Source organism: Streptomyces sp. NPDC006997 (assembly GCF_040635175.1).
Lineage (GTDB): Bacteria > Actinomycetota > Actinomycetes > Streptomycetales > Streptomycetaceae > Streptomyces.
In genome coordinates, this window is the sequence record NZ_JBEYHH010000013.1 from 39,711 (window position 1) to 64,426 (window position 24,716).

The following is a 24,716-nucleotide window of genomic DNA, read 5'->3' on the forward strand; positions in this document are numbered from 1 at the left end:
TGGATGCTCGACAGCGCCCTGGAGATTCCCGGCGCACTGCACGCGGTCCTGATCTCCGCGGACGGTCTGCTGATGGCCCGTACGAAGGACTTCGACAAGGACGACGCCGACCGGGTCGCCGCCGCGATGAGCGGGGTGCAGTCGCTCAGCCGCTCCCTGGGATTCTTCTGTGAGGACCCCGGACAGCGGTGGCGGCAGACGCTGGTCGAGTTCGACGGCGGCTGGGTCTTCCTGATCTCCGCCGGTGAGGGCGCCTACCTCGCGGTCTCGGCCTCGCCGGACGTCGACATGGCGGACATCACCTTCCGGATGCAGCAACTCGTCGGCAGGCTGGGCAAGGAACTGATGACGCCGCCGCGTGAGAACCTCGGCGCCCACTCATGACGGGCCAGGAGGAGTGGGGGCCGGAGGCCGCCGAATTAGTGCGTCCGTACGTCATCACCAAGGGGCGCGGACTGCCCCAGGAGGAACAGCTCTCCCTCATCACCCTGGTCACCGCGGCGGAGGACCACGCCCAGCGGCCGACCCGGCTGTCCCCCGAGGAACAGAGCCTGCTCGACGTCTGCTCGGCCGGGTACCTCTCCGTCGCCGAGGTCGCCGGGCACACCCGGCTTCCGCTGGGCGTGGTGAGGATCCTGCTCGCCTCGCTCACGGAGGGCGGCTACCTCATCACCCGCCCGCCGGTGCAGCGGGCGCCGCTCGCCGAGCGGCAGATCCTGGAGGAGGTGCTGAATGGGCTCCGCGCCAAGTTTGGGTGAGCGGGACTACGTTCGCGGCGGGGCGGCGCAGACGGCCGTGAAGATCCTGGTCGTCGGGCACTTCGCGGTGGGCAAGACGACGTTCATCGGCTCGATCTCCGAGATCGAGCCGCTGTCCACCGAGGAGACGATGACCCGGGCCGCCGAGTCCGTCGACGACCTCAAGGGCGTGCACGGCAAGACCACCACCACGGTCGCCATGGACTTCGGCCGCCTCACCATCAGCGAGCGGGTCGTGCTCTACCTGTTCGGCACCCCCGGGCAGCTGCGCTTCGTGCAGATGTGGGAGGACATGGCGCGCGGCGCGCTCGGCGCGCTGGTGCTGGTCGACCCCGAGCGGCTGGCGGACTCCTTCGCCGTGATCGACCTGATCGAGCAGTACGGCCTGGACTACGCCATCGCCGTCAACCACTTCGACGGTTCCCCCGACCGCACCGAGGCGGCCCTGCGCGAGGCGCTCGACCTGCTGGACGACACCCCCGTCGTCACCTGCGACGCCCGCGACGAGCAGTCGTCGGCCGCCGCGCTCACCACCCTCGTCCGCTATCTGCTGGACCGTGCCCACTAGGAAGCTGAACGCACACATGGACGCTCAACCCACCACCCCGGTGCCCCCGCCGGGGTGCCCGGCCCACGGCTCCGGCGGCAGAGTGCCGCTGTACGGCCCGGAGTTCGCGGCCGACCCCCAGGCGTACTACGAGTTCCTGCGCCACTACGGCCCCGCCGCCCCCGTGGAACTCAGCCCCGGCGTCGAGGCCACCCTGGTCACGGACTACGCGACGGCCCTGCAACTGCTCCAGGACTCCACCTCCTTCCGCAAGGACGCGCGCCGCTGGCGGGCCTTCAACGAGGGCAAGATCAGCCCGGACAGCCCGGTCGCCCCGCTGCTGTCGTACCGCCCCAACTGCATGTTCGCCGACGGCGCGGAGCACATCCGGCTGCGCCAGGCGGTCACCGACAGCTTCGCCAAGGTGGAGAGCAGGCGGCTGGCGCGCAGCACCGAGCAGATCTCGGACTACCTCATCTCCCAGGTCGGTTCCCGTGGTTCGGCCGACCTGCTCGGCGACTACGCCAAGCAGCTGCCGCTGTTCGTCTTCAACGAGCTGTTCGGCTGCCCCGCCGACATCGGCGACCGGGTGCTGTTCGGCATCTCCGGCATGTTCGACGGCGTCAACGCCGAGAAGGCGGTCGGGGTGCTGTTCCAGGCCGTCGGGGAGCTCGTCGCCATCAAGCGGTCCCGGCCGGGCGACGACGTCACCTCCTGGCTGATGCAGCACGAGGCGGCCCTCAGCGACGAGGAGATGGTCCACCAGCTCGCCCTGCTGCTCGGCGCGGGCGCCGAACCGCTGCGCAACCTCATCGGCAACACCCTGCACCGGCTCCTCACCCATGACCGGTACGCCCGCGAGGGCGGACTGATCGAGGAGGCCATCGACGACACGCTGTGGGAGAACCCTCCCATGTCCAACTACGCGCCGCACTACCCGGCGTCGGACATGGAGTTCGCCGGACAGCACCTCCAGGCGGGCGACCTGGTGCTGGTCGGCTTCGCCGCCGCCAACACCGGCCCGGCGCTGAGCGCGGCCCGCAAGGCGGGCAGCAACCGCGCCCACCTGGCGTGGAGCGCGGGCCCGCACGCCTGCCCGTCGAAGGAACCGGCCCGGCAGATCACGGTGACGGCCATCGAGAACCTGCTGAACCACCTGCCCGACGTCGAACTCGCCGTCCCCGAGGACAGCCTGACGTGGCGTCCGGGCCCCTTCAACCGGGCGCTGGCCACCCTGCCGGCCCGCTTCACCCCGATCCGCCCGCTGCGCCAGCCCACTCCGCAGCAGCAGAGCCCGCAGCCCACGGTCGCCGACACCCAGGCCGCCGCGGCGACGGCGCGCAAGCCCGAACGTGGGCTCTGGAGCAGCTTCCTCAACTGGATGAAGGGCTGACGTGATCCGACTGGATCTCGGGGTGACGCACTCCACACCGCATCAGGTTTCGTCCGTCGCATGAAGGTTCAACGGTAGGGGTAGTGAGCAACGCGGCATCCGAACTCTTACGAGGCAGAGGAGGCGTGATGCATCACATATCTGTCGATGTCGCATATCGTCCCGGCAGACCACACCCCCAACCGTCGGACCGCACACCGGTACCCGCCCCCCCAGGCGGGTATCTTTTTGTCCCCGCCGAGCCCCTGCGAGCCGCCTGGTGACCCCCCTGAGAGCCGGTGACCGGGAGGGGCCCGGCATCTCCACCCTCGGCGACCTCACCGCCGGGCAACTACGCCGGCTCAGCGGCGTCGCGGGACTGTCCGACGCCGACGCCGACACCTACGCGGACGTCCTGACCGAGTCGCTGGGTCCGGTGGCCGCCCGGCCGCTCGACCTGCCCCCGGCCGCCGAGAGCTTCCTCTCCGACGACCACACCCCGGTGGAGTTCTCGCTCTCCTTCCGGCCCGGCACGGCACCCGCCCTGCGGGTGCTGGTGGAACCAGGCTGCGGCGCAGGCAGTCTGGCACGCACCGGTCGCAGGGGGCTCAAGTCCGTCCGGGCCATGGCCAGACGCTGGAACTTCGCCACCGACCGCCTCGACGAGCTGGAGGAGCTGTTCCTGCCCGCGTCCCCGAAGGGCCCGCTGGCCCTGTGGACCGCGCTGGAGCTGCGGCCCGGCGGGGTGCCGGGGGTGAAGGTGTACCTCAACCCGGCGGCGGCGGGCCGCAAACGTGCCGCCCGGACACTGGCCGAGGCTCTCCGCCGCCTCGGTCACGGCCGGGCCCTGGCGTCCCTGCCGGACGCCGACGGCTACCCCTTCCTCGCCCTGGACCTCGGCGACTGGGACACCCCCCGGGTGAAGGTCTACCTCCGCCACGACAACCTCGCTCCCGAGGAGGCGCCGGGCCTGTCCCGGACGGCGGACGGCCCCGATCCGGCGAGCGTGGCGGAGTTCTTCCGCACGGCCGTGGGCCACGGCCCGCGGAGCCTGGACCGCCGTCCCGCCCTGACCTGTCATGCCCTCACCGACCGTACGGCGGGCCGTCCGACCGGGTTCACCCTGCACATCCCGGTCCGGGACTACGCCCCGCACGACGGCGAGGCCCTGGCCCGCGCGGCGACGGTGCTGCGCCGGCACGGCATGGACCCGGAGCCGCTGGCCCGCGCCCTGGCCGCCGTCACCGACCGGCGCCCGGAGGAGGGGGTGGGCCTGATCGCCTACCTGGCCCTCGTCCACCAGCAGGGCAGCCCGCCACGCGTGACGGCGTACCTGTCCTGTGAGGCGTACGCCGTCCGGCCGCCGAACGAACGCGCCGTCACGCCACCGCTGGAGGTGGTGCACTGACACCCGGGAGGCTCCCGGCGGACGGTCCGCGGGGGGCCTCCGGCGGCGTGCGGGTGGAGCACCAGGACGTGTCGCGAACGTCCCGCCTGCCGCCCGACGCCCGGCACGCCCCCTCGCCGCGACACACCCTAGACGGCCTGCAAATCCCGCAGTTCGCCCAGGTAGGGGCCGACGTCGACCTGGATGGAGGCGCCCTCGGTACGGCCGTAGCGGGCCGCTATCCCGGCGAGGTACGCGTCGATCTCCTCGCCCATCACCTCGGCGGGCGGCAGCCCCGTCTCACCGGCGACGATCCGGGCGAGCCAGTGCGCCTGCGCCTCCACCAGCCGTGTGATGGCGCCCAGCGGCCTGACCAGCCCCACGAAGTACAGCCCGGGGCGCTCCGGCGCGACCGCCCGCTTGTAGAGCCGGACCGCGCCGTCCGCCCCGGCCGGGCACCCGGCGGGCAGGAAGGGGAAGTCCATGCGGAAGCCGGTGCAGTAGACGACGGCGTCCGCCTCGGCCGAGGTGCCGTCGGTGAAGGTGACCCGGGGGCCGTCGAAGGAGGCGATGGACGGCTTGGGGGTGACCGTGCCGTGCCGGATCCGGCTGAGGATCTCGTCGGAGATGGTCACCGCCGAGGAGAAGATCGGGTGGTCGGGCTCGGGCAGCCCGTAGTCGCCCAGCCTGCCCCGCGCCACCAGCAGGGCCTGCTCCACGAACCGGCGCTGCTCGTCGAAGGACATCGCGGTCCACCAGGGCGCCTCGGCTATCTCGTCGAGGGAGAGCCCGAAGAGCTGCTTGGGCAGGATGTGCAGCCCCCGGCGGACCGACAGCAGGGTCTGCCCGGCGTGCCGGGAGAGGTCGGCGGCGATGTCCACCGCGGAGGCGCCGAGGCCGACCACGACGACGCGCTGGCCGGTGAAGTCGCTGCCGTCGCGGTAGTCCAGCGAGTGCAGGATCTGACCGGCGAAGCTGCCGGCGCCCGGCGGCAGCCGACGGGGCAGCGACGGCGCGGAGTTGTGTCCGGAGGCGACGATCACCCGCTCGAACCGCCGGGAGGCCACCGCCCCGTGCGCGTCCCGGCTGAGCACCGTCCACATCCCGTCGGCCCGCTGCCGTACCGACACCACCTCGGTACGGGTCTCGACGTGGTCCAGCACCCCCGTCCACTCGGCGAAGGCCCGCAGGTACGCGGCGACCTCGTCGTGCCGCGGGTAGAGGGGGTAGGCGTCCGGCATCGGGAAGTCGCGGTAGGCGGTGAGCTGTTTGGCCGTGTTGAGGTGCAGCGACAGATAGCCGGGACCGGGCTCACCGGCCCCCGGCCGCCGCCAGATCCCGCCGACGTCGGGCGCCTTCTCCAGGCAGACGAAGTCGATCCCGCGGTCCTTCAGCGCACGCGCCACGGCGAGCCCGGACAGACCTGCACCGATCACGCACACGCGCACGGTGACCCCCACAAAACCGACACCAGTTCGTTTCGCACGGCCATTGACTGCCCACGGGTCCCCGCGTTCACACCCGCCCGCGCTGTCGCCCACGTCACTGCCGGGAGCGGGGGCGCGCGGGCCCGGTGGGTGGCGACCTGACGCAGAAGCGGCGTGCGGTCGGCTGACGGATGTGCCGGCGGCGCCCACGGGCGACTGTGAAGGCGTACCGGCCGCCTCTGACCCCGGGAAGGGAAACACCCGTCATGACCGACCACCAGCTGTCCGGCTCCCCGGCCCGCCGCCCGCTGCCCCGGCGCGTGGCGCCGCTGTCCCTGCGGATCAACCGCGTCGTGTGGCACACGCTGCGCGTCCCGCTCGCCGCCGACTTCCGCTACGACCCCGGCATTCCGCTCACCGTCTCCGTCACCTTCCGCCCGCCCGAGGGGCCGCGGGTGACCTGGCGCATCGGCCGCGACCTGCTCCTGGACGGCCTCATGGAGGCGACCGGGGACGGCGACGTGCGCATCTGGCCGCTGCGCGGCAGAAGCAGGTGGAAGGTGTGCCTACGGCTGCGGTCGCGGGGGGCGCAGGCGCTGTTCGAGGCGGACCTGGGGGCGCTGGAGACCTGGCTGCGCGGCACCTACGACGTGGTGCCGTACGGCACCGAGCTGGCCGGGGTGGACTGGGACGCCCTGGTGGCGGAGCTGTCGGAAGGGGGGTGAGCGCGCCCCGCCGCGGTCAGGCGGCCTGGTGCCCCCGGTCTCCCGGCTGCCCCGCACGACCGCCGGACTCCTGGTCGGCGCCGCCCTGGTCTGCGCCGCCGACCTGCTCGGACGGACCGTCATCGCCCCGGCCCAACTGGGCGCCGGGGTGATGACGGTCCGTCATCGGGACGCCGTACTTCCTGTGCCTGCTCGTCCGGACCCGAAGGTAGCCGGACGCCCGCGCGTCAGGCGGTGTGCAGGGTCAGGCCGTAGCGGTTGAGGATCTCGTTGACGGGCTGGAACCAGGTCTCGCCGCCGCCGGAGCAGTTGCCCCAGCCGCCGGAGGTGACGCCCTGGGCCTGGTCGCCGCTGATGAACGAGCCGCCGGAGTCGCCGGGTTCGGCGCAGACGCTGGTCTTCGTCATCTGGTGGACGGCGCCCTGGCTGTAGTTGACGGTCTCGTTCTTGGCCAGCACGGTGCCGCAGTGCCAGTGCGTGGTGGAGCCGGAGCGGCAGATCGAGGCGCCGACCGGGGCCTCGGCCGAGCCGCGCACCAGCCGGTCGGGGACGGTGCCCCAGCCGAGCACCACCGGCACCGTCCACCAGCCGCTGCCGACGCTGACCCAGGCGTAGTCGTTGTCCGGGAACGACGAGCCCTGGAAGGTGCCGATGTACGACCGGTCCCAGCCGCTCACCCCGGCGCCCGCGCGGCCGCAGTGCCCGGCGGTGACGAACCCGCCGTGCACCGAGAAGCCGATGGAGCAGCGGACGTTGCCGGTGTAGTACGGGTCACCGCCGACCGTCCCGGCGGCGAAGGTCCCGGGAGCCGCCGGGACCGTCCGCAGGGTCACCGGACCGGCCTCGCGGGCGCGGGCGACGAACCGCTGGACATCGTTGTCGGAGCGCTCGCCCGCGACGACGTCCACGACCACGGAGTTGGCGGCCGGATCGACGTGCCAGCTGCTGACGCCCGGCGGGGCGTCCAGCCGGTCCACGCGCGCCTTGGCCGCGTCGAGCTGCCGGGCGCTGTGCTCGACGGTGCGGACCGTCGTCCCGGCGTCGCGCAGGGCGCGGACCGTCGCGCCGGAGGCGTCCGCGGTGACGGCGACGGTGAGCTTCCCGCTCCTGGCGTCGAACCACGAGCCGCCGTACGCGGAGCCCGCGGTCCGGCGCGCGGTGGGTTCGAGGTCGGTGGCCCGTTCCTCGGCGGCGAGGCGGGCCTCGGCCTGGGAGGGGGTGAGTCCGAGGTCCCGCTGCATGGCGGCGAGCAGTCCGGGGGAGGCGGACGCGTCGGCGGAGGTGCCGCTGTCGGCGGCGGCGGGGAGCGTGCCCGCGGCGGCCAGGCCGCCCACGACCAGCAGCGTGGCCAGGCCGACGTGCCTGAGGGTGCGCCGTACGGGGGTACGGCCGGTGGGGGTGCGTCTCATGGATGGATCGCCCTTCGTCGTTCCCGGTGTGGGGGTGGAACAACAGCCAGTTGAGAGCGCTCTCACGGTGCTGGTGCGCAGCTTAGCGGGCCCGGCCTGACAGGTCCATACCAACTACAGAACTGTCCGGCCCGGCCCGTCAGGGCGTCAGGAGGGCAGCGCGGCCAGCCAGTCGGTCAGGAGTCGGTTGACGTCGTCGGGACGCTCCTGCTGGATCCAGTGGCCGCAGCCCTCCAGCAGATGCGAGGAGACCAGACCCGGCAGGGTGGCGGGGAAGGCGTCGATGGCGTCCTTCAGCCAGGTGGTGGACGCGTCGAGCAGCCCCCCGGCGAACAGCGACGGCTGGGTGATCGGGGCGCCGTCCAGGTCGGCCAGGTCCTCCCAGTCGCGGTCCATGTTCCGGTACCGGTTCAGCGCCCCCGTCAGACCGGTCCGCTCGAACTCATCCGCGTACGCGTCCAGGTCGTCCGCGCCGAGCCAGGCGGGCGCCGGTCCGTCCGGGAACCGGTCCCGCAGCGTGCCGCCTGGGCTCACGAAGTGCGGGTCGGGCGCGCCCGGCGCGGGCTTGGTGTCGCCGGACAGGGCGGCGTAGAACCCGGCGAGCCAGCCGCGCACGTCGGGCTCGATCTCCGCCTCCGCCCGCCCCGGCTCCTGGAAGTAGGAGACGTAGAACTCCTCCGGGCCACCCATCCGGCCGAAGACCTCACTCGGCCGTGGCCCGCCGCGCGGGGTGTACGGGACGCTCAGCAGCCCCACCGCGCGGAACACGTCCGGGCGCAGCAGCGCCGAGTTCGCGGCGATGTTCGCGCCCCAGTCGTGGCCGACGACCACCGCCGACTCCTCGCCCAGCGCGCGGACGACCTGGGCGTTGTCGTCCACCAGGTCGCGCATCCGGTAGGCGGCCGGGTCCGCGGGGCGGGAGGATCGTCCGTAGCCGCGGACGTCGACGGCGACCGCGCGGTATCCGGCCGCGGCCAGCGCGGGCAGCTGGTGGCGCCAGGAGTACCAGCCCTCCGGGAAACCGTGCACCAGCAGCACCAGCGGACCGGTGCCCTGCTCCACCAGATGGATCCTGCCCGCTGGTGAGGGAACCAGCCGGTGGGTGAAATCCTTGACGTGCGCCTGCATGAGTCCTCCGAGTACGTCGGTCTGCTCCCGTCGATCATGCGGGCGGGCCGAGAACCGGACCGAACCGTTTTGCCGATCCGGCAAAACGCGTCCGGCGGACGGACCAGGGAGCCCGGCGTACGGGTGGGGTTCGGTGGTACTCCGTGGAACTGGTGCCCGGTACGGCCCACACCGCTTCGGCGGCCGAGAGTGAGGAGTCGCGGTGCGATCACGGACACCGCCGCGGGGCGCGGACCGCGGGCCCGGACAGCCGCAGGACGGCACGGACCCCCGGCGCTGGAAGGCGCTCTGGGTGACCCTGGTGGCCGGGTTCATGAGCCTGCTCGACGTCACCATCGTCGCCGTCGCCCTGCCCACCATGCAGCAGGACCTGGGCGCCTCCGCGCCCGCCATCCAGTGGGTCGTCTCCGGCTACGCCCTCGCCTTCGCGCTGGTCCTCGTCACCGCCGGGCGCCTCGGCGACGCGCTCGGCAGGCGCCGTATCTTCCTGTTGGCGCTCGGCGGGTTCGTGGTGTGCAGCGCGGTGGCGGGCGCCGCCCCCGGCATCGGCGCGCTCATCGCCGCGCGGATCGCGCAGGGCGTCTGCGCCGGTTTCCTGGCCCCGCAGAACTCCGCCCTCATCCAGCAGATGTTCCGCGGCGGCGAGCGCGGCCGGGCCTTCGGCCTGTTCGGCGCCACCGTCGGCATCTCCAGCGCCGTCGGCCCCGTCACCGGCGGACTCATCCTGGCCCTCGCCAGCGGTCCCGAGGGCTGGCGCTGGATCTTCTACGTCAACGTCCCGGTCGGCGTGGTCGCCCTCGTCCTCGGCCTGCGCCTGCTGCCCCGCACCCGCCCGGCCGGGGGCCAGCGGCTCGACCTGCCCGGCGTCGCCCTGCTCGGCACCGGCGTCCTCGCGCTCATGCTGCCGCTGGTGCTCGCGGAGTCCGGTGGGGTGCGCACCGTGTGGTGGCTGTTCCTCGTCGGCCTCGCGCTGCTCGCGGTCTTCGCCCGCTGGGAGCGCGCGGTCGCCGCCCGCGAGGGACAGCCGCTGCTCGACCCCCGGCTGCTCACCGAGGCGCGCGGCTACGCCACCGGCGCCGCCATCGCCACCCTGTACTTCGTGGGGTTCAGCGGGGTGTGGCTCGTCTTCGCCCTCTTCTTCCAGAACGGCCTCGGGTACTCGCCGCTGCGCTCCGGGCTCGCGGTGACGCCGTTCGCGGCCGGTTCGGCGCTGGCCGCGTTCGTGGCCGGACGCCTGGTGGAGCGGCTGGGGCGGCTGCTGACGGTGTGCGGCCTCGCCGCCGTCGTCGCCGGGCTCGGCGGCACCGCGCTGATCCTGCACCGGGCGCCCGCCGACCTCGCGACCTGGCTGGCCGCGCCCGCCCTCTTCCTCGGCGGCGTCGGCAGCGGCTGCGTCATCTCCCCGAACGTCACCATGTCGCTGCGCGAGGTGCCGGTGCGGATGGCGGGGGCCGCGGGCGGCGCGCTCCAGACCGGGCAGCGCCTCGGCGGCGCCGTGGGCACGGCCGCGCTGCCGGGACTGTTCTACCTGGTCCTCGCCGAGCACGAGGACCACTACCGGACGGCGGTCACGGTCGCCGTCCTCTGCGGCGTCCTGCCGGTGCTGGCCGCGTTCGTCCTCGCGGTACGGGACTGGCGCCGACACCGCAGGGGCACCGGCCGCTCCCGCCCCGAGGACCTGTCGCACAGCCCCGTGCACGCCGGGCACGGCTAAGGGGTCCTTTCCCGATCCCCGTCCGGGTCGCACGCTCACAGTGAAAGGACCCCTAAGCCGCGCGCCCCGGTGGGCTGACCCGGCGCATTCGGGGAAGGTTCTCCGGAAAGCGGTCCCGCCGGGACGGCCCGGCGGGGGTGGAGGGGAGACAGGTGACACCGGTGGTCAGGGTGCGGGCGCACCGTCGTCAGGCCTGGGCGGCCCGGACGTCGCTGACGGCCGCCGCCGCGGCGGTCCTGCTGCCGCTGGTCGAGGGCGGCGTCGCGGGCCTGCTGCTGCTCCTGCTGGGCGTCGCCGGACTCGCCGTCACCTTCGCCGCGCTGTGGTGGACGCTCTCCCGCCGCGGCCCCGTGCGCCTGGCCGCCGCGACCGTGGCCCTGTGCACGCCCGTCACCGTGATCGTCCTCTTCGACCGCGCCAACCTGCTGTGGGCCGTCCTCCTCTCCGCCCTGCTGTGGTCGGCGGCGGTGTGGAGCGGCCGGTACGCGCTGCGCACCACCGGCCTGCGCCGCAGCCGCGCCAGGGAGTACCGCGTCCCGCCGCCGCGCCGCCCCTTCGTGCTGCTCAACCCGCTCTCCGGCGGCGGCAAGGTGGAACGGTTCGCGCTGCGCGAGAAGGCCGAACGGCTCGGCGCCCGCGTCGTCCTGCTCGACCCCGACAAGCCGCAGGACGTGACCGAGCTGGCCCGCGCCGCCGTGGCCGACGGCGCCGACCTGCTCGGCGTCGGCGGCGGCGACGGCACCCAGGCACTGGTCGCCGCGGTCGCCGCCGAGCACGGGCTGCCGTTCCTGGTGATCTCCGCCGGTACCCGCAACCACTTCGCGATGGACCTCGGCCTGGACCGCGACGACCCCGCCGCCTGCCTGGACGCCCTCACCGACGGCGTCGAGGTCCGCGTCGACCTGTGCTTCGCCGGTGACCGCCCCTTCGTCAACAACGCCTCGTTCGGCGTGTACGGGGCGGTGGTGCAGAGCCCCGGCTACCGCGCCGACAAGGTCGGTACGGCGCTGGAGCTGCTGCCCGACCTGCTGTCCCGCGAGCACGGCCCGCGGCTGACGGCCCGGGTCGGCCGCACCACGTTCAGCGATCCGCACGCCGTCCTGGTCAGCAACAACCCCTACCGCATGGACGACCCGTTCGGCTTCGGCCGCCGGGCCCGCCTGGACACCGGACGGCTCGGCGTCGTCACGGTACGCGTCGACAGCGCCGTGGACGCCGCCGAACTCCTCCTCGACCCGAGCGGGTTCGCGACCACCACCTCCCACGACGTGATCGTGTACGCCGACGCGCCCGAGGTGGAGGCCGGGCTCGACGGCGAGCCCGTGACCCTGCCCGCCCCCGTCCGCTGCCGCGTCGAACGCCGGGCCCTGCGCGTCCGCGTCCCCCGCGACCGGCCCGGCGTCCCCGACCCGGCGCCCCGCCTCGACTGGCGCCGCCTGCGCAAACTCGCGGCGGCGGTGGGCCGGACGGCCGCGCCCGGCCGTTCCCCGGGACGGCACGGCCCGCCGGACCCGCCGACGGCCACCCTGCCGCCGACCACGATGTAGCGCCTCACCCCGTCGGGTCGGCCGCCCCGGCGCGCTGTTCCAGCCGTTCCAGGGCCATCTCGCCCCACCGCAGGTTCTCCCGCGCGAACGCGATACCGGCCTGGAGCGTGAGGTAGGGGCCGACGCGCTCGGCGGTGGCGAAGAACTCGTCCTCGCCGCGCCCGGCCAGCAGCCGCTCCCGCATACGCTCGAAACGGGCCAGCTTCGCCGTGGCCCACGCCACCCGCTCGGTGATCGCCTCCCGTACGGCGCCGACGTCCGCGACGTCGGCGCACTGCACCTTCACCATCAGCTCGTCCCGCAGCGCCGTCGGCTTCGTCGGGACCTCCGCGACGTAGGCGCGCACGGCGGCGAGCCCGGCGTCGGTGAGGGAGAAGAGCCGCTTGTCGGGCCGCCGTTCCTGCCGCACGAGCCGCGCGGAGACGAGTCCGTCGGCCGCCATGCGCTCCAGCTCCCGGTAGATCTGCTGGGGGGTGGCCATCCAGAAGTTGGCGACCGAGGCCCCGAACCCCTTCGCGAGGTCGTAACCGGACGCCTCGCCCTCCAGAAGAGCGGCCATCACCGCGTTGCGCAGAGCCATGGCTCACAAATTAACACCGCGCCGCCCTCTCACCGCCGCTGACCTGCGACCGGCTGGACGGCCTCCCGGACCACGGCGGCGAAGTTGGCCACCAGCCGCCGCGCCGCCCGGCGCGCGTCCGGCTCCGCCGCCAGCGCCGCCGTCCGCAGCGCCGCCAGGTCCAGCCCCGCGTCGGCCAGCGCGGCCTCGTCCCAGTCCGCGAGCCGCTCCGCCCCGACCTCCGGGTGGAACTGCACGCCCCAGGCCCGCGCCCCCACCCGGAACGCCTGCACCGGGCAGTCCGCGCTCTGTGCCAGGTGGACGGCGCCGGGCGGCAGCGCGGTGATCTGGTCCCGGTGGTTCTGGATCACCGGGAACGCCTCAGGAAGCCCGGCCAGCAGCGGATCGCCCGCCGCCTCGGGACGCCGTACGACGGTGTGGGAGCCGCGTTCGGGCCGACCGTGCGCGCCGGTCACCGCGCCGCCGGTGGCCAGCGCCAGCACCTGCGCGCCGAGGCAGACGCCGAGCAACGGCACCCCGTCCGCGGCGCACCGCCGGGCGAGGGCGCGCTGCGCGGGCAGCCACGGCGCGTGCGCGTCCGCGTCGGGCAGGAAGCCGCCGCCCAGCAGCACCACGGCGGCGAAACCGGCCGGGCTGTCCGGCGCCGACCCGCCGGGCAGCTCCGTCACGGCCAGCCCCGCCTCGCGCAGCCAGGGCGCGAGGCGGCCGGGGCCGCTGCCGGAGGAGTTGCGCACCAGCAGCACGTTCATCGTCGTATCAGCCATGCGCCCAGATCATCAGAGCCCGGCCGCCGGGGGCAACCGCGTGCGTCACACCGGCAGGTGTCCGCTCAGCGGACGGTCGTGACCGGATACAGCTCTTGACCGTCCGTTGGTATGTGGCTGAACATCAGGCGCGCACTTCCGCACCAGCGCGCAACGGCCCCCACCCATCGGGCCGTTGGCGCGCGCACGGCACTCGCACCGCTCTGGCACCACCGAACCAGGCACCGTCCGAGATCCCCACCGACGAGAAAGTGCGGACCCCCCACATGACTTCCTCCACCTCCAGACCGTCCCGGACCGTCTCCAGACGCGTGACCGCCGTCGCCGCGGTCGCCCTCGCGGGCCTGCTGGCCGTCCCGGCCGCGTCCGCCGCCGCCCCCGGGCGCGCCGCCGCCCCCGCGGTCCTCGCGGCGCCGGACATCCCGCTCGCGGGCGTCAAGGCGCACCTCGCCCAGTTCCAGTCGATCGCCAACGCCAACGGCGGCAACCGCGCCCACGGCCGCACCGGTTACCGGGCCTCCATCGACTACGTGAAGGCCAAGCTGGACGCGGCCGGGTTCACCACCACGGTCCAGCAGTTCACCTCCTCCGGCAGCACCGGCTACAACCTCGTCGCCGACTGGCCCGGCGGCGACCCCGACCAGGTCCTGATGGCCGGCGCGCACCTCGACTCGGTCACCTCCGGCGCGGGCATCAACGACAACGGCTCGGGCTCCGCCGCCGTACTGGAGACCGCGCTCGCCGTCTCCCGCGCCCAGCTCCAGCCCACCAAGCACCTCCGCTTCGCCTGGTGGGGCGCCGAGGAACTCGGGCTCGTCGGCTCGAAGTACTACGTCAACAACCTCCCGACCGCCGAGCGCGCGCGGATCTCCGGGTACATCAACCTGGACATGGTCGGCTCCCCGAACCCCGGCTACTTCGTCTACGACGACGACCCGGCGATCGAGAAGGTCTTCAAGGACTGGTACGCCGGCATCGGCGTGCCCACCGAGATAGAGACCGAGGGCGACGGCCGCTCCGACCACGCGTCCTTCAAGAACGTCGGCATACCCGTCGGCGGCCTGTTCACCGGCGCCAGCCGCACCAAGACGTCGGCGCAGGCCAGCAAGTGGGGCGGCACGGCGGGGCAGGCGTTCGACCGCTGCTACCACTCCTCCTGCGACACCACCGCCAACATCAACGACACCGCCCTGGACCGCAACAGCGACGCCCTCGCGCACGCCGTGTGGACCCTGGGAACCGTCGACCCGGTGCCGCCCGGCGAGGTCTACGAGACCACCACCGACGTCGCCATCCCCGACAACGGCGCCGCGGTGACCTCGTCCCTGACGGTCTCCGGCCGCACCGGCAACGCCCCCGCCGCGCTCCGGGTCGGCGTGGACATCAAGCACACCTGGCGCGGTGACCTGGTCGTCGACCTGCTGGCCCCGGACGGCACCGCCTACCGGCTGAAGAACTCCAGCGGTTCCGACTCGGCGGACAACGTCGTCGCCACGTACACCGTGGACGCGTCGAGCGAGGCGGCGAACGGCACGTGGCGGCTGCGGGTGCAGGACGTCGCGGCGCAGGACACGGGCTACATCGACAGCTGGAGGCTGACCTTCTGACGGAAGGTCAGCGCCGCGGCCCGGGGAGCGGCCCGTTGTCAGTGGCATGGTGGAGACTGCGGGCAAGCGAGATCAACTCCGGCCGGACCGGGTAGGCGGTCTCGAAGTCTCGTGGAATCTCGTGGAAAGGCCGCTGGTGAACCCCCGCTCCTCAGCCCCGGTCAGCCGCACCGCCACCGACGTCCTGCGCATCGTCTCCGACTCCGGGACGCCGGTCTTCGTCACCGTCCACGAGGGTGGCCGCCGCAGATACGGCTACTGGCGGCCGTCGGGCCCCGGTGGGCAGGGCGCCTGCTACGCCGCCCTGCCCACCGACGTCTGCGACGAGCTGTACGCCGCGCGCCGGATCGTGCTCGGCGAGCCGCTGGTCGACCCCGCCAAGACGACCTACCGGGTCCGGGCCGCGACCGGGTCGGCCGCGGCCCGGCAGCCGACGGTGGTGGTGCGGGCGGCGTGAGCGGTCAGCCGAGCCCGAGGGTGCCGAGGGTGTGCTGCGCCATCCGTGACTCACCGAGGGCGTTGGGGTGGACGGGCACGAGGTTGGTGCCGAAGAGCAGCGGCTCGATCCATCGGGTGCCGAGGGGCTTGCAGGCGTCATGGCCCTCGGACACCTGCGCGAAGTCCACGAAGACGGCCCCCGTCTCCCGGGCGGCCCGCTCGACGACGGCGTTCAGGTGGGCCTGGATGCCGCGCAGGTAGGCCACGTCACCGGAGGCGACCGGCAGCTTGGCGAAGCAGGACGGGTCGGGCGTCGCGGGCATGATCCACGGGTAGCCCAGCGCCGCCACCCGGGCGCCCGGCGCCTTGGCCCTGAGGCTCCGCAGGGCGGCCTTGAGCGCGGGGTAGGTGTTCTGCTCGATCTGGTCCTCGAAGGTGCTGCCGTGCTTGTCCTTGCACGGGCTGCCCTGGCCGCCGCTGAGCAGTCCCGCGGTGCCGCAGGCGGTCAGGGCGTTGATGAAGGTGCCGTTGTCGTTGCCGCCGATCGTCAGCGTCACCAGCTCCGTGTCCGCGTCGAGCGCCGCGACCTGCGGGGGCACACCCGGGTACTGGGCCTCGGTGAAGTGCTTGGTCTGCGCGGCGCCGCAGGTGACGTCGGTCAGCTGGGCGCCGGTCCGGGAGGCGATGACGTGGGGGTAGTTCGCCAGGGACCGCAGACACAGCGGCGAGCTGAGGTCCACGGGCAGCACTCCGCTGCCCGCGCTGTAACTGTCGCCGAGGGCGACGTAGTCGAGCGGCTCGGCGGCGTGCGCGGCGTGCGCGGCGGGGGCGGTGAGGCCGAGGGTCGCGGCGCTCAGCGCAGTAATTGACGCGAGCATGACACGGCGGAAGACGTTCATCGGCGGACGCTTTCTCCTGGACGGGCGTGACGGCGGCTCGGAGCAGGGGTTACCGGGAGGTACTACTGGTAGGTAATGTGCGGGGGGTTCCGCTGGACGTCAATGTTGCTGACGCAAGTTCTTACGGCGGGGAGCGGTGGAACCCTCGCCCGGGAGGTGCCGGGCCGTTGCGCCGTCGGGGTGGTCCGGGTGTGTCGCGCCCCGTCGTTGCGGGGGTGGGGTGGGCGGCTTGTGCCACATTCCCGGTGTGATGATCGTGTCGAAAGATGAACGTGTAGCGCGTCCCGGTGTCCGGGCCCGCCGTGGTCCGCGGACCGTGCTGGCGGCGCTGGCCGTCGCCGTGACGCTCACCACCACCACGGGCGCCACCGCGCAGTCGTCCACCGTCCTCCGTCCCGACTGGGACGCCATCGCCGCCTGCGAGTCCGGCGGCAACTGGAAGGCCAACACCGGCAACGGCTACTACGGCGGCCTCCAGTTCAAGACGTCCAGCTGGATCGCGGCCGGGGGTCTCCGGTTCGCGCCCCGCGCGGACCTGGCCACCCGCAGACAGCAGATCGCCATCGCCAAACGGCTGGCCCGGATCCAGGGCATGGGGGCCTGGGGCTGCTCGTGACACGAGGGGCCCGGCACCGCGGTGTGCGGCGCCGGGCCCCTCGTGGAGCCGACCGGTGGGTCAGCGGGTCTCGCGGAACGGGACGTGCGTCCCGGCCACGGGGTCGTACTTGCGCAGGACCAGCCGGTCGGGGTCGTTCAGCCGGTTCTTCCGGGTCACGTAGGTGACCCCGGTCCCGGCCGTCGACCTCAGGGTGACGACGGGGCGCACGGTACTGCGGGCCATGGGTTCCTCCTTCCACCGGCACCACGGGCTCGACGGTTCTCTGACCCGTTCATGCCAGCCATGTCCTCCCCAACGCGGACCGCCCCCGCCGCATTCCCGGCCCACCGCCGGGCCCGCGTACGATCACCGGGTCCCCGCCCGCGAAGGAGCCCCGCCCGTTGACCGCGCTTGTCCCCCCGCCCCGCTCGGCGCCCGGCGGCCCGCTGTCCGTGCGGTGCCTGTCCCGCCGGGAGGACGGCGAGGAACTGCACGCCCTGGTCTGGTCGCCGGGGCCCGGCCACCGCATGATCAGCAACGCCGTGCTGGGCGGCGGCATCGGTGAGCGCGCCTGGGTGCTGAACGCCCAGGTCGCGCACGGCTACCGGCGTACCGACCCCGACCGGCACCTCGCGGAGCTGGCGACCGGCCTCGGCCTGCGCTCGGCGGGCGTCGGCCTGATGACGGCGGCCGACGTGTCGGCGTATGGCCGGGCGCGGGACGGCGGGGTCGAGGCCGTCGTCACCGCCGGGGTGAACGTCCGCGGCTGGGCCGCCTCCGACGCGGCGGGTACGGCCGCCCCCGTCGCGCCCGGCACGATCAACATCGTCGTCGCCCTCCCGGTGCCGCTCACGGACGCCGCCCTGGTCAACGCGGTGGCCACCGCCACCGAGGCCAAGGTGCAGGCGCTCCTCGACGCGGGCCTGGACTGCTCGGGCACCCCCACCGACGCCGTGTGTGTCGCGGCCCCCGTCCCCGGCACCCCCGGCACGGAGACCCAGCAGTTCGCGGGCCCCCGCTCCCTGTGGGGCGCTCGGCTGGCCCGCGCGGTGCACGGTGCCGTACGCACCGCCCTGCCGCCCGTCGGCTGACTAGGACCCGTCTCCCAGGTGGTCGGCGACCAGGTCCGCGAGCCGTTGCGCGGTGCCGAAGTGCGGGGTGAGGCGGGTCTTGGTCAGGGCGAAGGACGTACCGGTGGCGGTGTCGGCGTAGACGTAGCTGCCGCCGCCCCCGACCCAGCCGAACGTGGTGGGCGTCTCCTCCGGCCGGGTGCCGAGGCGGCCGAGCGGGGCGCCCAGGGCCAGCCGCGCGGAGTTGCCGAAGACCTGGTCGGTCCCCTCGAAGGCGACCGCCGTCAACTCCCGTAGCTGGCCCGCGTCGACGAGCCGACCGTCGAGGACCGCGGCGTTCATCGCGGCCATGCCCCGCGCGGTGAAGGTGCCGACCGACGGGATGTCCGCCGACAGGATCGCGGGGCTGTTGCCCAGGGCCGCGCTCGGCCCCGCCTCCCAGGGTGCGAGGACGGCGTCGGTGTCAGGCGGGGCGGCCTGGGGCACCGCGGCGTCCTCCAGCCGCGCCAGCCGGGGCAGGTCGCCCTCGGGCACCCCGAAGTACAGCTCCCCGTCGAGGCCCAGGGGTACGGCGACCCACTCCCGCAGGAGCCGCCGCATCGGCTTGCCCGTGACCCGGCGGGCGATCTCGCCGACGAGGAAGCCGTAGGTGAACGAGTGGTACCCGGTCGCCGTCCCGGGCCGCCACCGCGGTTCGGCGTCGGCGAGCGCGTCGCAGACCCGCGACCAGTCGGCCAGGTCGGCGGGGACGATGCCGTGCGGCATCGCCGGGAGGCCGACCGCGTGCGTCAGCACGTGCCGCAGGGTCGCGCCCTCCTTGCCACGGGTGCCGAACTCCGGCCACACGTCGACCACCGTGGTGTCGTACCCCACCACGCAGGTCCCGACGAGCAGGTGGGCGATCAGGGACGTCATGGCCTTGCCGGTGGAGAAGCTGAAGACCGGTGTCCCCGGGGCCAGCCCGCCTCCGGTGCGGCCGTCCGCGACGGCGTCCACGACGAGCGCCCCGTGGTGGTGGACGGCGACCTGCAGGCCGGTCTCGGCTCCGCTGTCCACGAGTTCGTCGAGGACGGCCTGGACCTTCCGCTGGAGTGAGGTCATCGTGGGCACCGTCCTGGGTCGGTCGGGGCGGGACCGGTCGGGGACTGCCCGGGAGACCACCGGCCTACGAGACGAGGTCTCCCCGCACCCCCGCCGACTCCTCCGCGGTGTAGGGGGAGGAGAAGGTGAACGCGCGCGGGGACGGCCCGTGCGTCCGCAGGTCCGCGAGCCGCTCCAGGGCCTCCGCGACGGTCGGGAGGTGACCGGCGGGGACCCACCAGAGCACCGCGTGCGCCTCGACGTGCCGCTCGAACCACTCGCGCCGCCGCCGCACCACCTCCAGGTGCCCGCTGCGGTAGGTGAAGTCCCACAAGGCCTCCTGGCTCTCCCACACCGACATGTTGACGATGACATGCTCACCCGCCGGACGCAGCCCGGTGGCGTCGGCCGCCCCGTCCTCGACGAGCCGCCAGACGAACCCGGGCGCCGCGTCGGCCTCGGAGTTGACCGGGTCGAGCAGCTCGACGAAGGGCGCCATGCGCGGGTCGTCGAGGGGGAAGCGCAGGGTGGCGACGTTGAGTTGGGCGAGGTGGCGGGCGTGCGCGGGGGAGGACGTGGCTGAGGTCATGGCCACATCCCAGCACCCCGTCTTTTCTATGTCAATCGACATTGTTTTTAGAGTCCGGTCCCGCACCGGCGTCCTCGACCACCACGCAGCACTCTCCGGGCCGGGCGTCCATCCGGGCGCGCAGCGGACCGTCCGTGCCGAGCAGCCCCTCCAGCAGGGCGAGGTTCATCCCGCAGACGAGGGGCGGGAAGCGCTCGGCGACGGTGTGGAAGGGGCAGTTGCGCATCCGCACGACCCGCGCGGACGCCCCCTCGGCGTCTTCCAGGCAGGGTTCGTAGCCGCGGGCGGCGAGCACCGCCACGGCCTCGTCGAGGTCGCCGCAGGGTGTCGTGGCACTCCGCAGGGCCGAGCCCCGGCGGTGCGCGGCCCTGCGGAGCCCGGCGTCGAGACCGGCCTCCTCGGCGGCCTCGGCGAGCAGTTCGGCGGCGGTGCGGTAGTCGCGGGCGGGCAGCGACACCGAGCGCTCGGTCCGCGCCCGCGTGTACACCTTGGCGGGGCGGCCCGCCCCCGGTCCCGAGCGGCCGGTCAGCCGGCGGCTGCCGCTCTCCAGCAGTCCGGCCTCGGTCAGCCGGTCCAGGTGGTGCGCGGCGAGGGTGCGCGCCACCCCGGCCGCCTCGGCGGCCTCGTTCCGGCCGACCTCGCGGCCCTGCGCCGCCACGTACTCGTACAGGCGGCGCCGTACCGGATCCTGCAGTGCCGCGATCGCGTCGATGTCCTCCACCCGGCCATTGTAGGTTCTAGGAACAACGTGAATTGTCGATAGAAGGGTGTCCGGGGGCGCCAGTAACCTGGCGCGATGACCTCCCTGGAGAAGATCCACGACGTCCCGGTGCTGATGTGCGCGGCCGACGGCCCGGCCATCGTGAGCGAGCGCGACGCCGTGGACCTGATCGGCGACGCGGGCTATCTCGGGGCCCGGTGGGTCGTCGTCCCCGCCCGGCGGTTCGGTGACGACTTCTTCCACCTGCGGACGCGCGTCGCGGGGGACATCGTCCAGAAGTTCGCCCAGTACGGCGTGGGGCTGGTGGTCCTCGGCGACATCTCCCGGCAGGTGGGCGCGAGTTCGGCGCTGGCGGACTTCGTCCGGGAGAGCAACGGCGGGCGCCAGCTCTGGTTCCTCGCGGACCGGGAGCGGCTGGCGGAACGCCTGCGGGGCTGACAGCGGCCCCGCGGTCCGCGAGAATCGCCGGGGAGCCGCGCTCGGCCTGAGGGGTGACCGCCAGTGGAGGACGCGAACCAGCTCGCGGAACTGCGGACCCGCGCCGACGCCGGTGACCGCGACGCGGCGGGCAGGCTGGGGGAGCTGCTCGCCCGGCGGGGCGACGACGAGGAGGCCTTGCGGGTCTGGGCGCGGGCCTACGGCGACGAGTCGCCCACGACCCGGCGCCTGGCCGAACTGCTGGCGGAGCGCGGCGACCTGGCGGGCGCGGTGGACGTCTGGCGGTGCTCCGACCCGGTGTGGCAGAACCCGGCCGGTCTCCACGCGGAACACCTGGACACCCTCGACGCCGAGGACCGGCTCGACGACGACGATCCCGAGGACCGGGCGTTCACGGAGGGCCAGCAACTGGCCCGGCTGCTGGCCGAACGCGAAAGCGAAGGTGAGCGCGAACGCGAACGCGAACACGAACACGAACGCGAACGCGAGGACGGGGACGCGGCCGAGGGCCCGTCAGCGGGCTGACGGGCCGACACGGCTGTCGGCAGACGCCGGCGCGGTGGACCGGGTCCCCGTCACTGCACCGACGTCCCCCCTCTCACCCCCCGACGTACGCCGCCAGATGCTCCCCCGTGAGGGTCGACCGGGCGGCGACGAGGTCGGCCGGGGTGCCCTCGAAGACGATCCGGCCGCCGTCGTGGCCCGCGCCGGGGCCGAGGTCGATGATCCAGTCGGCGTGGGCCATGACGGCCTGGTGGTGCTCGACGACGATCACCGACTTGCCGGAGTCCACGAGCCGGTCGAGGAGGCCGAGCAACTGCTCGACGTCGGCGAGGTGGAGGCCCGCGGTCGGCTCGTCGAGGACGTACACGCCGCCCTTGTCGGCCATGTGCGTGGCGAGCTTCAGGCGCTGGCGCTCGCCGCCGGAGAGGGTGGTCAGCGGCTGGCCGAGGGTGAGGTAGCCGAGCCCGACGTCCGCCAGGCGCTGGAGGATCCGGTGGGCGGCGGGGGTGCGCGCCTCGCCGGTGCCGAAGAACTCCTCCGCCTCGGTCACCGGCATCGCCAGCACCTCGCTGATGTCCCGCCCGCCGAAGCGGTGTTCGAGGACCGACGCCTCGAACCGCTTGCCGTCGCACTCCTCGCAGGTGGTGGAGGTCCCGGCCATCATCCCGAGGTCGGTGTAGATCACCCCGGCGCCGTTGCAGGTCGGGCAGGCGCCCTCGGAGTTGGCGCTGAACAGGGCGGGCTTGACGCCGTTGGCCTTGGCGAACGCCTTGCGGATCGGGTCGAGGAGCCCCGTGTACGTCGCCGGGTTGCTGCGCCGCGAGCCGCGGATCGGTGTCTGGTCCACCGAGACGACGCCCTCGCTCGCCGGGATCGACCCGTGGATCAGCGAACTCTTGCCGGACCCGGCGACCCCGGTGACCACGGTGAGCACCCCGAGCGGCACGTCCACGTCGACGTCCCGCAGGTTGTTCGCCGACGCGCCGCGGATCTTCAGCGCCCCGCTGGGCCGCCGTACCGACTTCTTCAGCGTCGCCCGGTCGTCGAGGTGGCGGCCGGTGACGGTGTCGCTGGCCCGCAGCCCCGCCACCGTGCCCTCGAAGCAGACCGTGCCGCCCGCCGTGCCCGCGCCCGGACCGAGGTCCACGACATGGTCGGCGATCGCGATCATCTCCGGCTTGTGCTCCACGACGAGGACCGTGTTGCCCTTGTCCCGCAGCCGCAGCAGCAGGTCGTTCATCCGCTGGATGTCGTGCGGGTGCAGACCGATCGTCGGCTCGTCGAAGACGTACGTGACATCGGTGAGCGAGGACCCCAGGTGGCGGATCATCTTCACGCGCTGCGCCTCACCGCCGGACAGCGTGCCCGAGGGCCGCTCCAGCGAGAGGTAGCCGAGGCCGATCTCCACGAACGAGTCCAGCGCGTGCTGGAGCGCGGCCAGCAGCGGCGCCACCGACGGCTCCGTGATGCCCCGGACCCACTCGGCGAGGTCGCGGATCTCCATCGCGCACGCGTCGGCGATGTTCACGTCCCCGATCCGTGAGGACCGCGCCAGCTCGGTGAGCCGGGTGCCGCCGCACTCGGGGCACCGGGCGAAGGTGACCGCCCGGTCCACGAACGCCCGGATGTGCGGCTGCATCGACTCCCGGTCCTTGGCCAGGAACGTCTTCTGGATCTTCGGGATCAGCCCCTCGTAGGTGAGGTTGATGCCGTTGATCTTCACCTTGGTCGGCTCGCGGTACAGGAAGTCGAAGCGCTCCTTCTTGGTGTACGCGCGGATCGGCTTGGCCACGTCGAAGAAGCCGGACTCCTTGATGACCCGCACGACCCAGCCGTCCCCGGTGTAGGTGGGGATGGTGAACGGGTCCTCGGCGAGCGACTTGGAGTCGTCGAAGAGCTGGGCGAGGTCGATGTCGGAGACCGTGCCCCGGCCCTCGCAGTGCACGCACATGCCGCCGGTGCGGCTGAACGTCACCTTCTCCGTCCTGGTCTTCTCGGCGCCCCGGTCGACGGTGAACCCGCCGCTCGCGGAGACGGAGGCGACGTTGAACGAGAACGCGCCGGGCGGGCCGATGTGCGGGGTGCCGAGCCTGCTGAACAGGATGCGCAGCATCGCGTTGGCGTCGGTGGCGGTGCCGACGGTGGAGCGCGGGTCGGACCCCATCCGCTGCTGGTCCACGGCGATCGCGGTGGTCAGCCCGTCGAGCACGTCGACCTCGGGCCGGGCCAGCGTCGGCATGAACCCCTGCAGGAAGGCGCTGTACGTCTCGTTGATCAGCCGCTGCGACTCCGCGGCGATCGTGTCGAACACCAGCGAGCTCTTGCCCGAACCGGAGACCCCGGTGAACACCGTGAGTCTGCGTTTGGGTATCTCGACGCTGACGTCCTTGAGGTTGTTCACGCGCGCGCCGTGCACGCGGATCATCTCGTGGCTGTCGGCGGCGTGCGGCGTGTCCGTGCTCATGCTCTTCTTCGTCTCCATCTGTGTGCGGGCCCGTCCGTTCTCGTGGTCGTCGTCAGCGGCGCCGCTCAGCGCACTTCCTGGATCCGGACCATGTTGCCCGCGGGATCGCGGAAGGCGCAGTCGCGCACCCCGTACGGCTGCTCGGCGGGCTCCTGCATGACCTCCGCGCCGCTGGCCTCCACCCGCTCGAAGGTGCCGTCGAGGTCGGCGGTGGCCAGCACGATGCCCGCGAAGGTGCCCTTGGCCATCATCTCGGCGACGGTGCGGCGCTCGTCCTCGGTGACCCCGGGGTCGGCGGCCGGGGGCGTCAGCACGAGGGAGGTGCCGGGCTGGTCGGGCGGGCCGACGGTGATCCAGCGCATCCCGCCGTAGCCGACGTCGTTGCGCACCTCGAAGCCGAGGGCGTCGCGGTAGAACGCCAGCGCGGCGTCGGGGTCGTCGTGCGGGAGGAAGGCCGAGTGAATCGTGACGGTCATGGCGGCCACGCTAGTGCGCGCGGCCGACCGGTGCTTCTCGATTCCTGACCGGCCTCGTGACCTGCTTCGCCACGCACGACGGCAGCCCAGCCGTCGCGCTCGCCGCGAGCCGCCGGTAGGTGCTCGGCGGCATCCCGACCAGCTCCGTGAACCGGGTGCTGAAGGTGCCGAGCGACGCGCACCCCACCGCGAAGCAGACCTCGGTGACGCTGAGGTCCCCGCGGCGCAGCAGCGCCATCGCGCGCTCGACCCGCCGCGTCATGAGGTAGGCGTAGGGCGACTCGCCGTACGCGAGCCGGAACTGGCGGCTCAGGTGCCCGGCCGACATGTTCACGCCCCGCGCCAGCGCCGTGACGTCCAGCGGCTGCGCGTACTCCCGGTCGATCCGGTCCCGGACCCGCCGCAGCAGCGCGAGGTCCCGCAGGTGGTGCCGGGTCGTGGCGGTGTCGCTGGTCATCTGCCCGATCGTGCCAT

Annotated in this window: 27 protein-coding genes and 1 pseudogene; 15 read left to right on the top strand and 13 right to left on the bottom strand. The window is 73.4% G+C overall.

All coding sequences use genetic code 11. The features are described 5' to 3' along the window. Positions 1 to 3 precede the first annotated feature (3 nt). The 5 genes from ABZ659_RS15085 (at position 4) to ABZ659_RS15105 (ending at position 4,085) form a co-directional block, all read left to right on the top strand. Entirely contained in the window at positions 4 to 384 is a 381-nt protein-coding gene (locus ABZ659_RS15085; RefSeq protein ID WP_360219051.1) for a roadblock/LC7 domain-containing protein, read from the top strand. Beyond that, positions 381 to 758: a DUF742 domain-containing protein gene (locus ABZ659_RS15090; RefSeq protein ID WP_360218695.1), complete on the top strand. Its 378-nt coding sequence runs from the start codon at positions 381 to 383 to the stop codon at positions 756 to 758. The genes ABZ659_RS15085 and ABZ659_RS15090 overlap by 4 nt, the downstream gene beginning before the upstream one ends. After that, complete coding sequence (locus ABZ659_RS15095; protein WP_360218698.1) at positions 733 to 1,326, top strand: ATP/GTP-binding protein; 594 nt, start codon at positions 733 to 735, stop codon at positions 1,324 to 1,326. The genes ABZ659_RS15090 and ABZ659_RS15095 overlap by 26 nt, the downstream gene beginning before the upstream one ends. Before the next feature lie 16 nt (positions 1,327 to 1,342). Further along, a complete protein-coding gene (locus ABZ659_RS15100; RefSeq protein WP_360218701.1) occupies positions 1,343 to 2,698 on the top strand; it encodes a cytochrome P450 in 1,356 nt (451 codons plus the stop codon). A 259-nt stretch (positions 2,699 to 2,957) separates the two neighbouring features. Next, entirely contained in the window at positions 2,958 to 4,085 is a 1,128-nt protein-coding gene (locus ABZ659_RS15105; protein WP_360218704.1) for a tryptophan dimethylallyltransferase family protein, read from the top strand. A gap of 128 nt (positions 4,086 to 4,213) precedes the next feature. Here ABZ659_RS15105 and ABZ659_RS15110 read toward each other — a convergent pair whose 3' ends face one another. After that, on the bottom strand, positions 4,214 to 5,512 hold the full coding sequence (locus tag ABZ659_RS15110; protein WP_360218707.1) for an NAD(P)-binding domain-containing protein: 1,299 nt from the start codon (positions 5,510 to 5,512) through the stop codon (positions 4,214 to 4,216). Between the two features lie 245 nt (positions 5,513 to 5,757). Here ABZ659_RS15110 and ABZ659_RS15115 point away from each other — a divergent pair, with 245 nt between their 5' ends. Together ABZ659_RS15115 and ABZ659_RS15120 are read left to right on the top strand one after the other, a co-directional pair. Continuing rightward, entirely contained in the window at positions 5,758 to 6,216 is a 459-nt protein-coding gene (locus ABZ659_RS15115) for an SsgA family sporulation/cell division regulator (protein ID WP_360218710.1), read from the top strand. Between the two features lie 67 nt (positions 6,217 to 6,283). Further along, positions 6,284 to 6,428, top strand: a pseudogene (locus ABZ659_RS15120) (iron chelate uptake ABC transporter family permease subunit); the annotation flags it as partial. Between the two features lie 15 nt (positions 6,429 to 6,443). On the opposite strand, the gene ABZ659_RS15125 reads toward ABZ659_RS15120, so the two are convergent. Together ABZ659_RS15125 and ABZ659_RS15130 are read right to left on the bottom strand one after the other, a co-directional pair. After that, positions 6,444 to 7,625 carry a S1 family peptidase gene (locus tag ABZ659_RS15125; RefSeq protein WP_360218713.1) on the bottom strand — a complete coding sequence of 394 codons (1,182 nt, stop codon included), beginning with the start codon at positions 7,623 to 7,625 and terminating at the stop codon, positions 6,444 to 6,446. 147 nt (positions 7,626 to 7,772) lie between these two features. After that, the gene (locus tag ABZ659_RS15130; protein ID WP_360218716.1) at positions 7,773 to 8,753 is read right to left on the bottom strand and encodes an alpha/beta hydrolase; all 981 of its coding nucleotides are present in this window, start codon (positions 8,751 to 8,753) and stop codon (positions 7,773 to 7,775) included. Between the two features lie 202 nt (positions 8,754 to 8,955). On the opposite strand from ABZ659_RS15130, the gene ABZ659_RS15135 reads away from it, so the two are divergent. Both ABZ659_RS15135 and ABZ659_RS15140 read left to right on the top strand, forming a co-directional pair. Further along, positions 8,956 to 10,467 carry an MFS transporter gene (locus ABZ659_RS15135; RefSeq protein WP_360218719.1) on the top strand — a complete coding sequence of 504 codons (1,512 nt, stop codon included), beginning with the start codon at positions 8,956 to 8,958 and terminating at the stop codon, positions 10,465 to 10,467. Positions 10,468 to 10,619: 152 nt separating this feature from the next. Further along, positions 10,620 to 12,014 (top strand): diacylglycerol kinase family protein, encoded by a 1,395-nt coding sequence (locus ABZ659_RS15140; RefSeq protein ID WP_360218722.1) that lies wholly within the window; start codon positions 10,620 to 10,622, stop codon positions 12,012 to 12,014. Between the two features lie 4 nt (positions 12,015 to 12,018). On the opposite strand, the gene ABZ659_RS15145 is transcribed toward ABZ659_RS15140, so the two are convergent. Continuing rightward, positions 12,019 to 12,594, bottom strand: a complete 576-nt coding sequence (locus ABZ659_RS15145; protein ID WP_360218725.1) for a PadR family transcriptional regulator — start codon at positions 12,592 to 12,594, stop codon at positions 12,019 to 12,021. 29 nt (positions 12,595 to 12,623) lie between these two features. Next, entirely contained in the window at positions 12,624 to 13,358 is a 735-nt protein-coding gene (locus ABZ659_RS15150; RefSeq protein ID WP_360218728.1) for a type 1 glutamine amidotransferase, read from the bottom strand. Positions 13,359 to 13,624: 266 nt separating this feature from the next. Here ABZ659_RS15150 and ABZ659_RS15155 point away from each other — a divergent pair, with 266 nt between their 5' ends. Both ABZ659_RS15155 and ABZ659_RS15160 read left to right on the top strand, forming a co-directional pair. Continuing rightward, positions 13,625 to 14,965 carry a M28 family metallopeptidase gene (locus tag ABZ659_RS15155; RefSeq protein WP_360218731.1) on the top strand — a complete coding sequence of 447 codons (1,341 nt, stop codon included), beginning with the start codon at positions 13,625 to 13,627 and terminating at the stop codon, positions 14,963 to 14,965. 136 nt (positions 14,966 to 15,101) lie between these two features. Further along, a complete protein-coding gene (locus ABZ659_RS15160) occupies positions 15,102 to 15,422 on the top strand; it encodes a hypothetical protein (RefSeq protein ID WP_360218734.1) in 321 nt (106 codons plus the stop codon). A 4-nt stretch (positions 15,423 to 15,426) separates the two neighbouring features. On the opposite strand, the gene ABZ659_RS15165 is transcribed toward ABZ659_RS15160, so the two are convergent. Beyond that, positions 15,427 to 16,302: an SGNH/GDSL hydrolase family protein gene (locus tag ABZ659_RS15165; protein WP_360218737.1), complete on the bottom strand. Its 876-nt coding sequence runs from the start codon at positions 16,300 to 16,302 to the stop codon at positions 15,427 to 15,429. A 316-nt stretch (positions 16,303 to 16,618) separates the two neighbouring features. Between ABZ659_RS15165 and ABZ659_RS15170 the strand changes: the two genes are divergently transcribed. Next, positions 16,619 to 16,918, top strand: a complete 300-nt coding sequence (locus ABZ659_RS15170; RefSeq protein ID WP_360218740.1) for a transglycosylase family protein — start codon at positions 16,619 to 16,621, stop codon at positions 16,916 to 16,918. A 60-nt stretch (positions 16,919 to 16,978) separates the two neighbouring features. On the opposite strand, the gene rpmG is transcribed toward ABZ659_RS15170, so the two are convergent. Then, positions 16,979 to 17,143: a 50S ribosomal protein L33 gene (rpmG, locus tag ABZ659_RS15175; RefSeq protein ID WP_210919441.1), complete on the bottom strand. Its 165-nt coding sequence runs from the start codon at positions 17,141 to 17,143 to the stop codon at positions 16,979 to 16,981. 158 nt (positions 17,144 to 17,301) lie between these two features. Here rpmG and ABZ659_RS15180 point away from each other — a divergent pair, with 158 nt between their 5' ends. Then, positions 17,302 to 17,991 carry an adenosylcobinamide amidohydrolase gene (locus ABZ659_RS15180; protein WP_360218744.1) on the top strand — a complete coding sequence of 230 codons (690 nt, stop codon included), beginning with the start codon at positions 17,302 to 17,304 and terminating at the stop codon, positions 17,989 to 17,991. On the opposite strand, the gene ABZ659_RS15185 is transcribed toward ABZ659_RS15180, so the two are convergent. From ABZ659_RS15185 to ABZ659_RS15195, 3 genes are all read right to left on the bottom strand, one after another. Beyond that, entirely contained in the window at positions 17,992 to 19,071 is a 1,080-nt protein-coding gene (locus tag ABZ659_RS15185; RefSeq protein WP_360218747.1) for a serine hydrolase domain-containing protein, read from the bottom strand. Positions 19,072 to 19,135: 64 nt separating this feature from the next. Beyond that, positions 19,136 to 19,639 carry a DUF3291 domain-containing protein gene (locus tag ABZ659_RS15190; protein WP_360218750.1) on the bottom strand — a complete coding sequence of 168 codons (504 nt, stop codon included), beginning with the start codon at positions 19,637 to 19,639 and terminating at the stop codon, positions 19,136 to 19,138. Between the two features lie 31 nt (positions 19,640 to 19,670). Next, positions 19,671 to 20,360, bottom strand: coding sequence for a helix-turn-helix domain-containing protein (locus ABZ659_RS15195; protein WP_360218753.1), 690 nt, complete (start codon positions 20,358 to 20,360; stop codon positions 19,671 to 19,673). A 75-nt stretch (positions 20,361 to 20,435) separates the two neighbouring features. On the opposite strand from ABZ659_RS15195, the gene ABZ659_RS15200 reads away from it, so the two are divergent. Together ABZ659_RS15200 and ABZ659_RS15205 are read left to right on the top strand one after the other, a co-directional pair. Continuing rightward, complete coding sequence (locus tag ABZ659_RS15200; RefSeq protein ID WP_360218756.1) at positions 20,436 to 20,798, top strand: DUF4180 domain-containing protein; 363 nt, start codon at positions 20,436 to 20,438, stop codon at positions 20,796 to 20,798. A 63-nt stretch (positions 20,799 to 20,861) separates the two neighbouring features. Next, positions 20,862 to 21,323, top strand: coding sequence for a hypothetical protein (locus ABZ659_RS15205; RefSeq protein ID WP_360218758.1), 462 nt, complete (start codon positions 20,862 to 20,864; stop codon positions 21,321 to 21,323). 73 nt (positions 21,324 to 21,396) lie between these two features. On the opposite strand, the gene ABZ659_RS15210 is transcribed toward ABZ659_RS15205, so the two are convergent. The 3 genes from ABZ659_RS15210 to ABZ659_RS15220 form a co-directional block, all read right to left on the bottom strand. After that, on the bottom strand, positions 21,397 to 23,766 hold the full coding sequence (locus ABZ659_RS15210; RefSeq protein ID WP_360218760.1) for an excinuclease ABC subunit UvrA: 2,370 nt from the start codon (positions 23,764 to 23,766) through the stop codon (positions 21,397 to 21,399). Positions 23,767 to 23,831: 65 nt separating this feature from the next. Further along, on the bottom strand, positions 23,832 to 24,242 hold the full coding sequence (locus ABZ659_RS15215) for a VOC family protein (RefSeq protein WP_360218762.1): 411 nt from the start codon (positions 24,240 to 24,242) through the stop codon (positions 23,832 to 23,834). A 10-nt stretch (positions 24,243 to 24,252) separates the two neighbouring features. Beyond that, positions 24,253 to 24,699, bottom strand: a complete 447-nt coding sequence (locus tag ABZ659_RS15220; RefSeq protein WP_360218765.1) for a helix-turn-helix transcriptional regulator — start codon at positions 24,697 to 24,699, stop codon at positions 24,253 to 24,255. Positions 24,700 to 24,716: the final 17 nt, after the last annotated feature.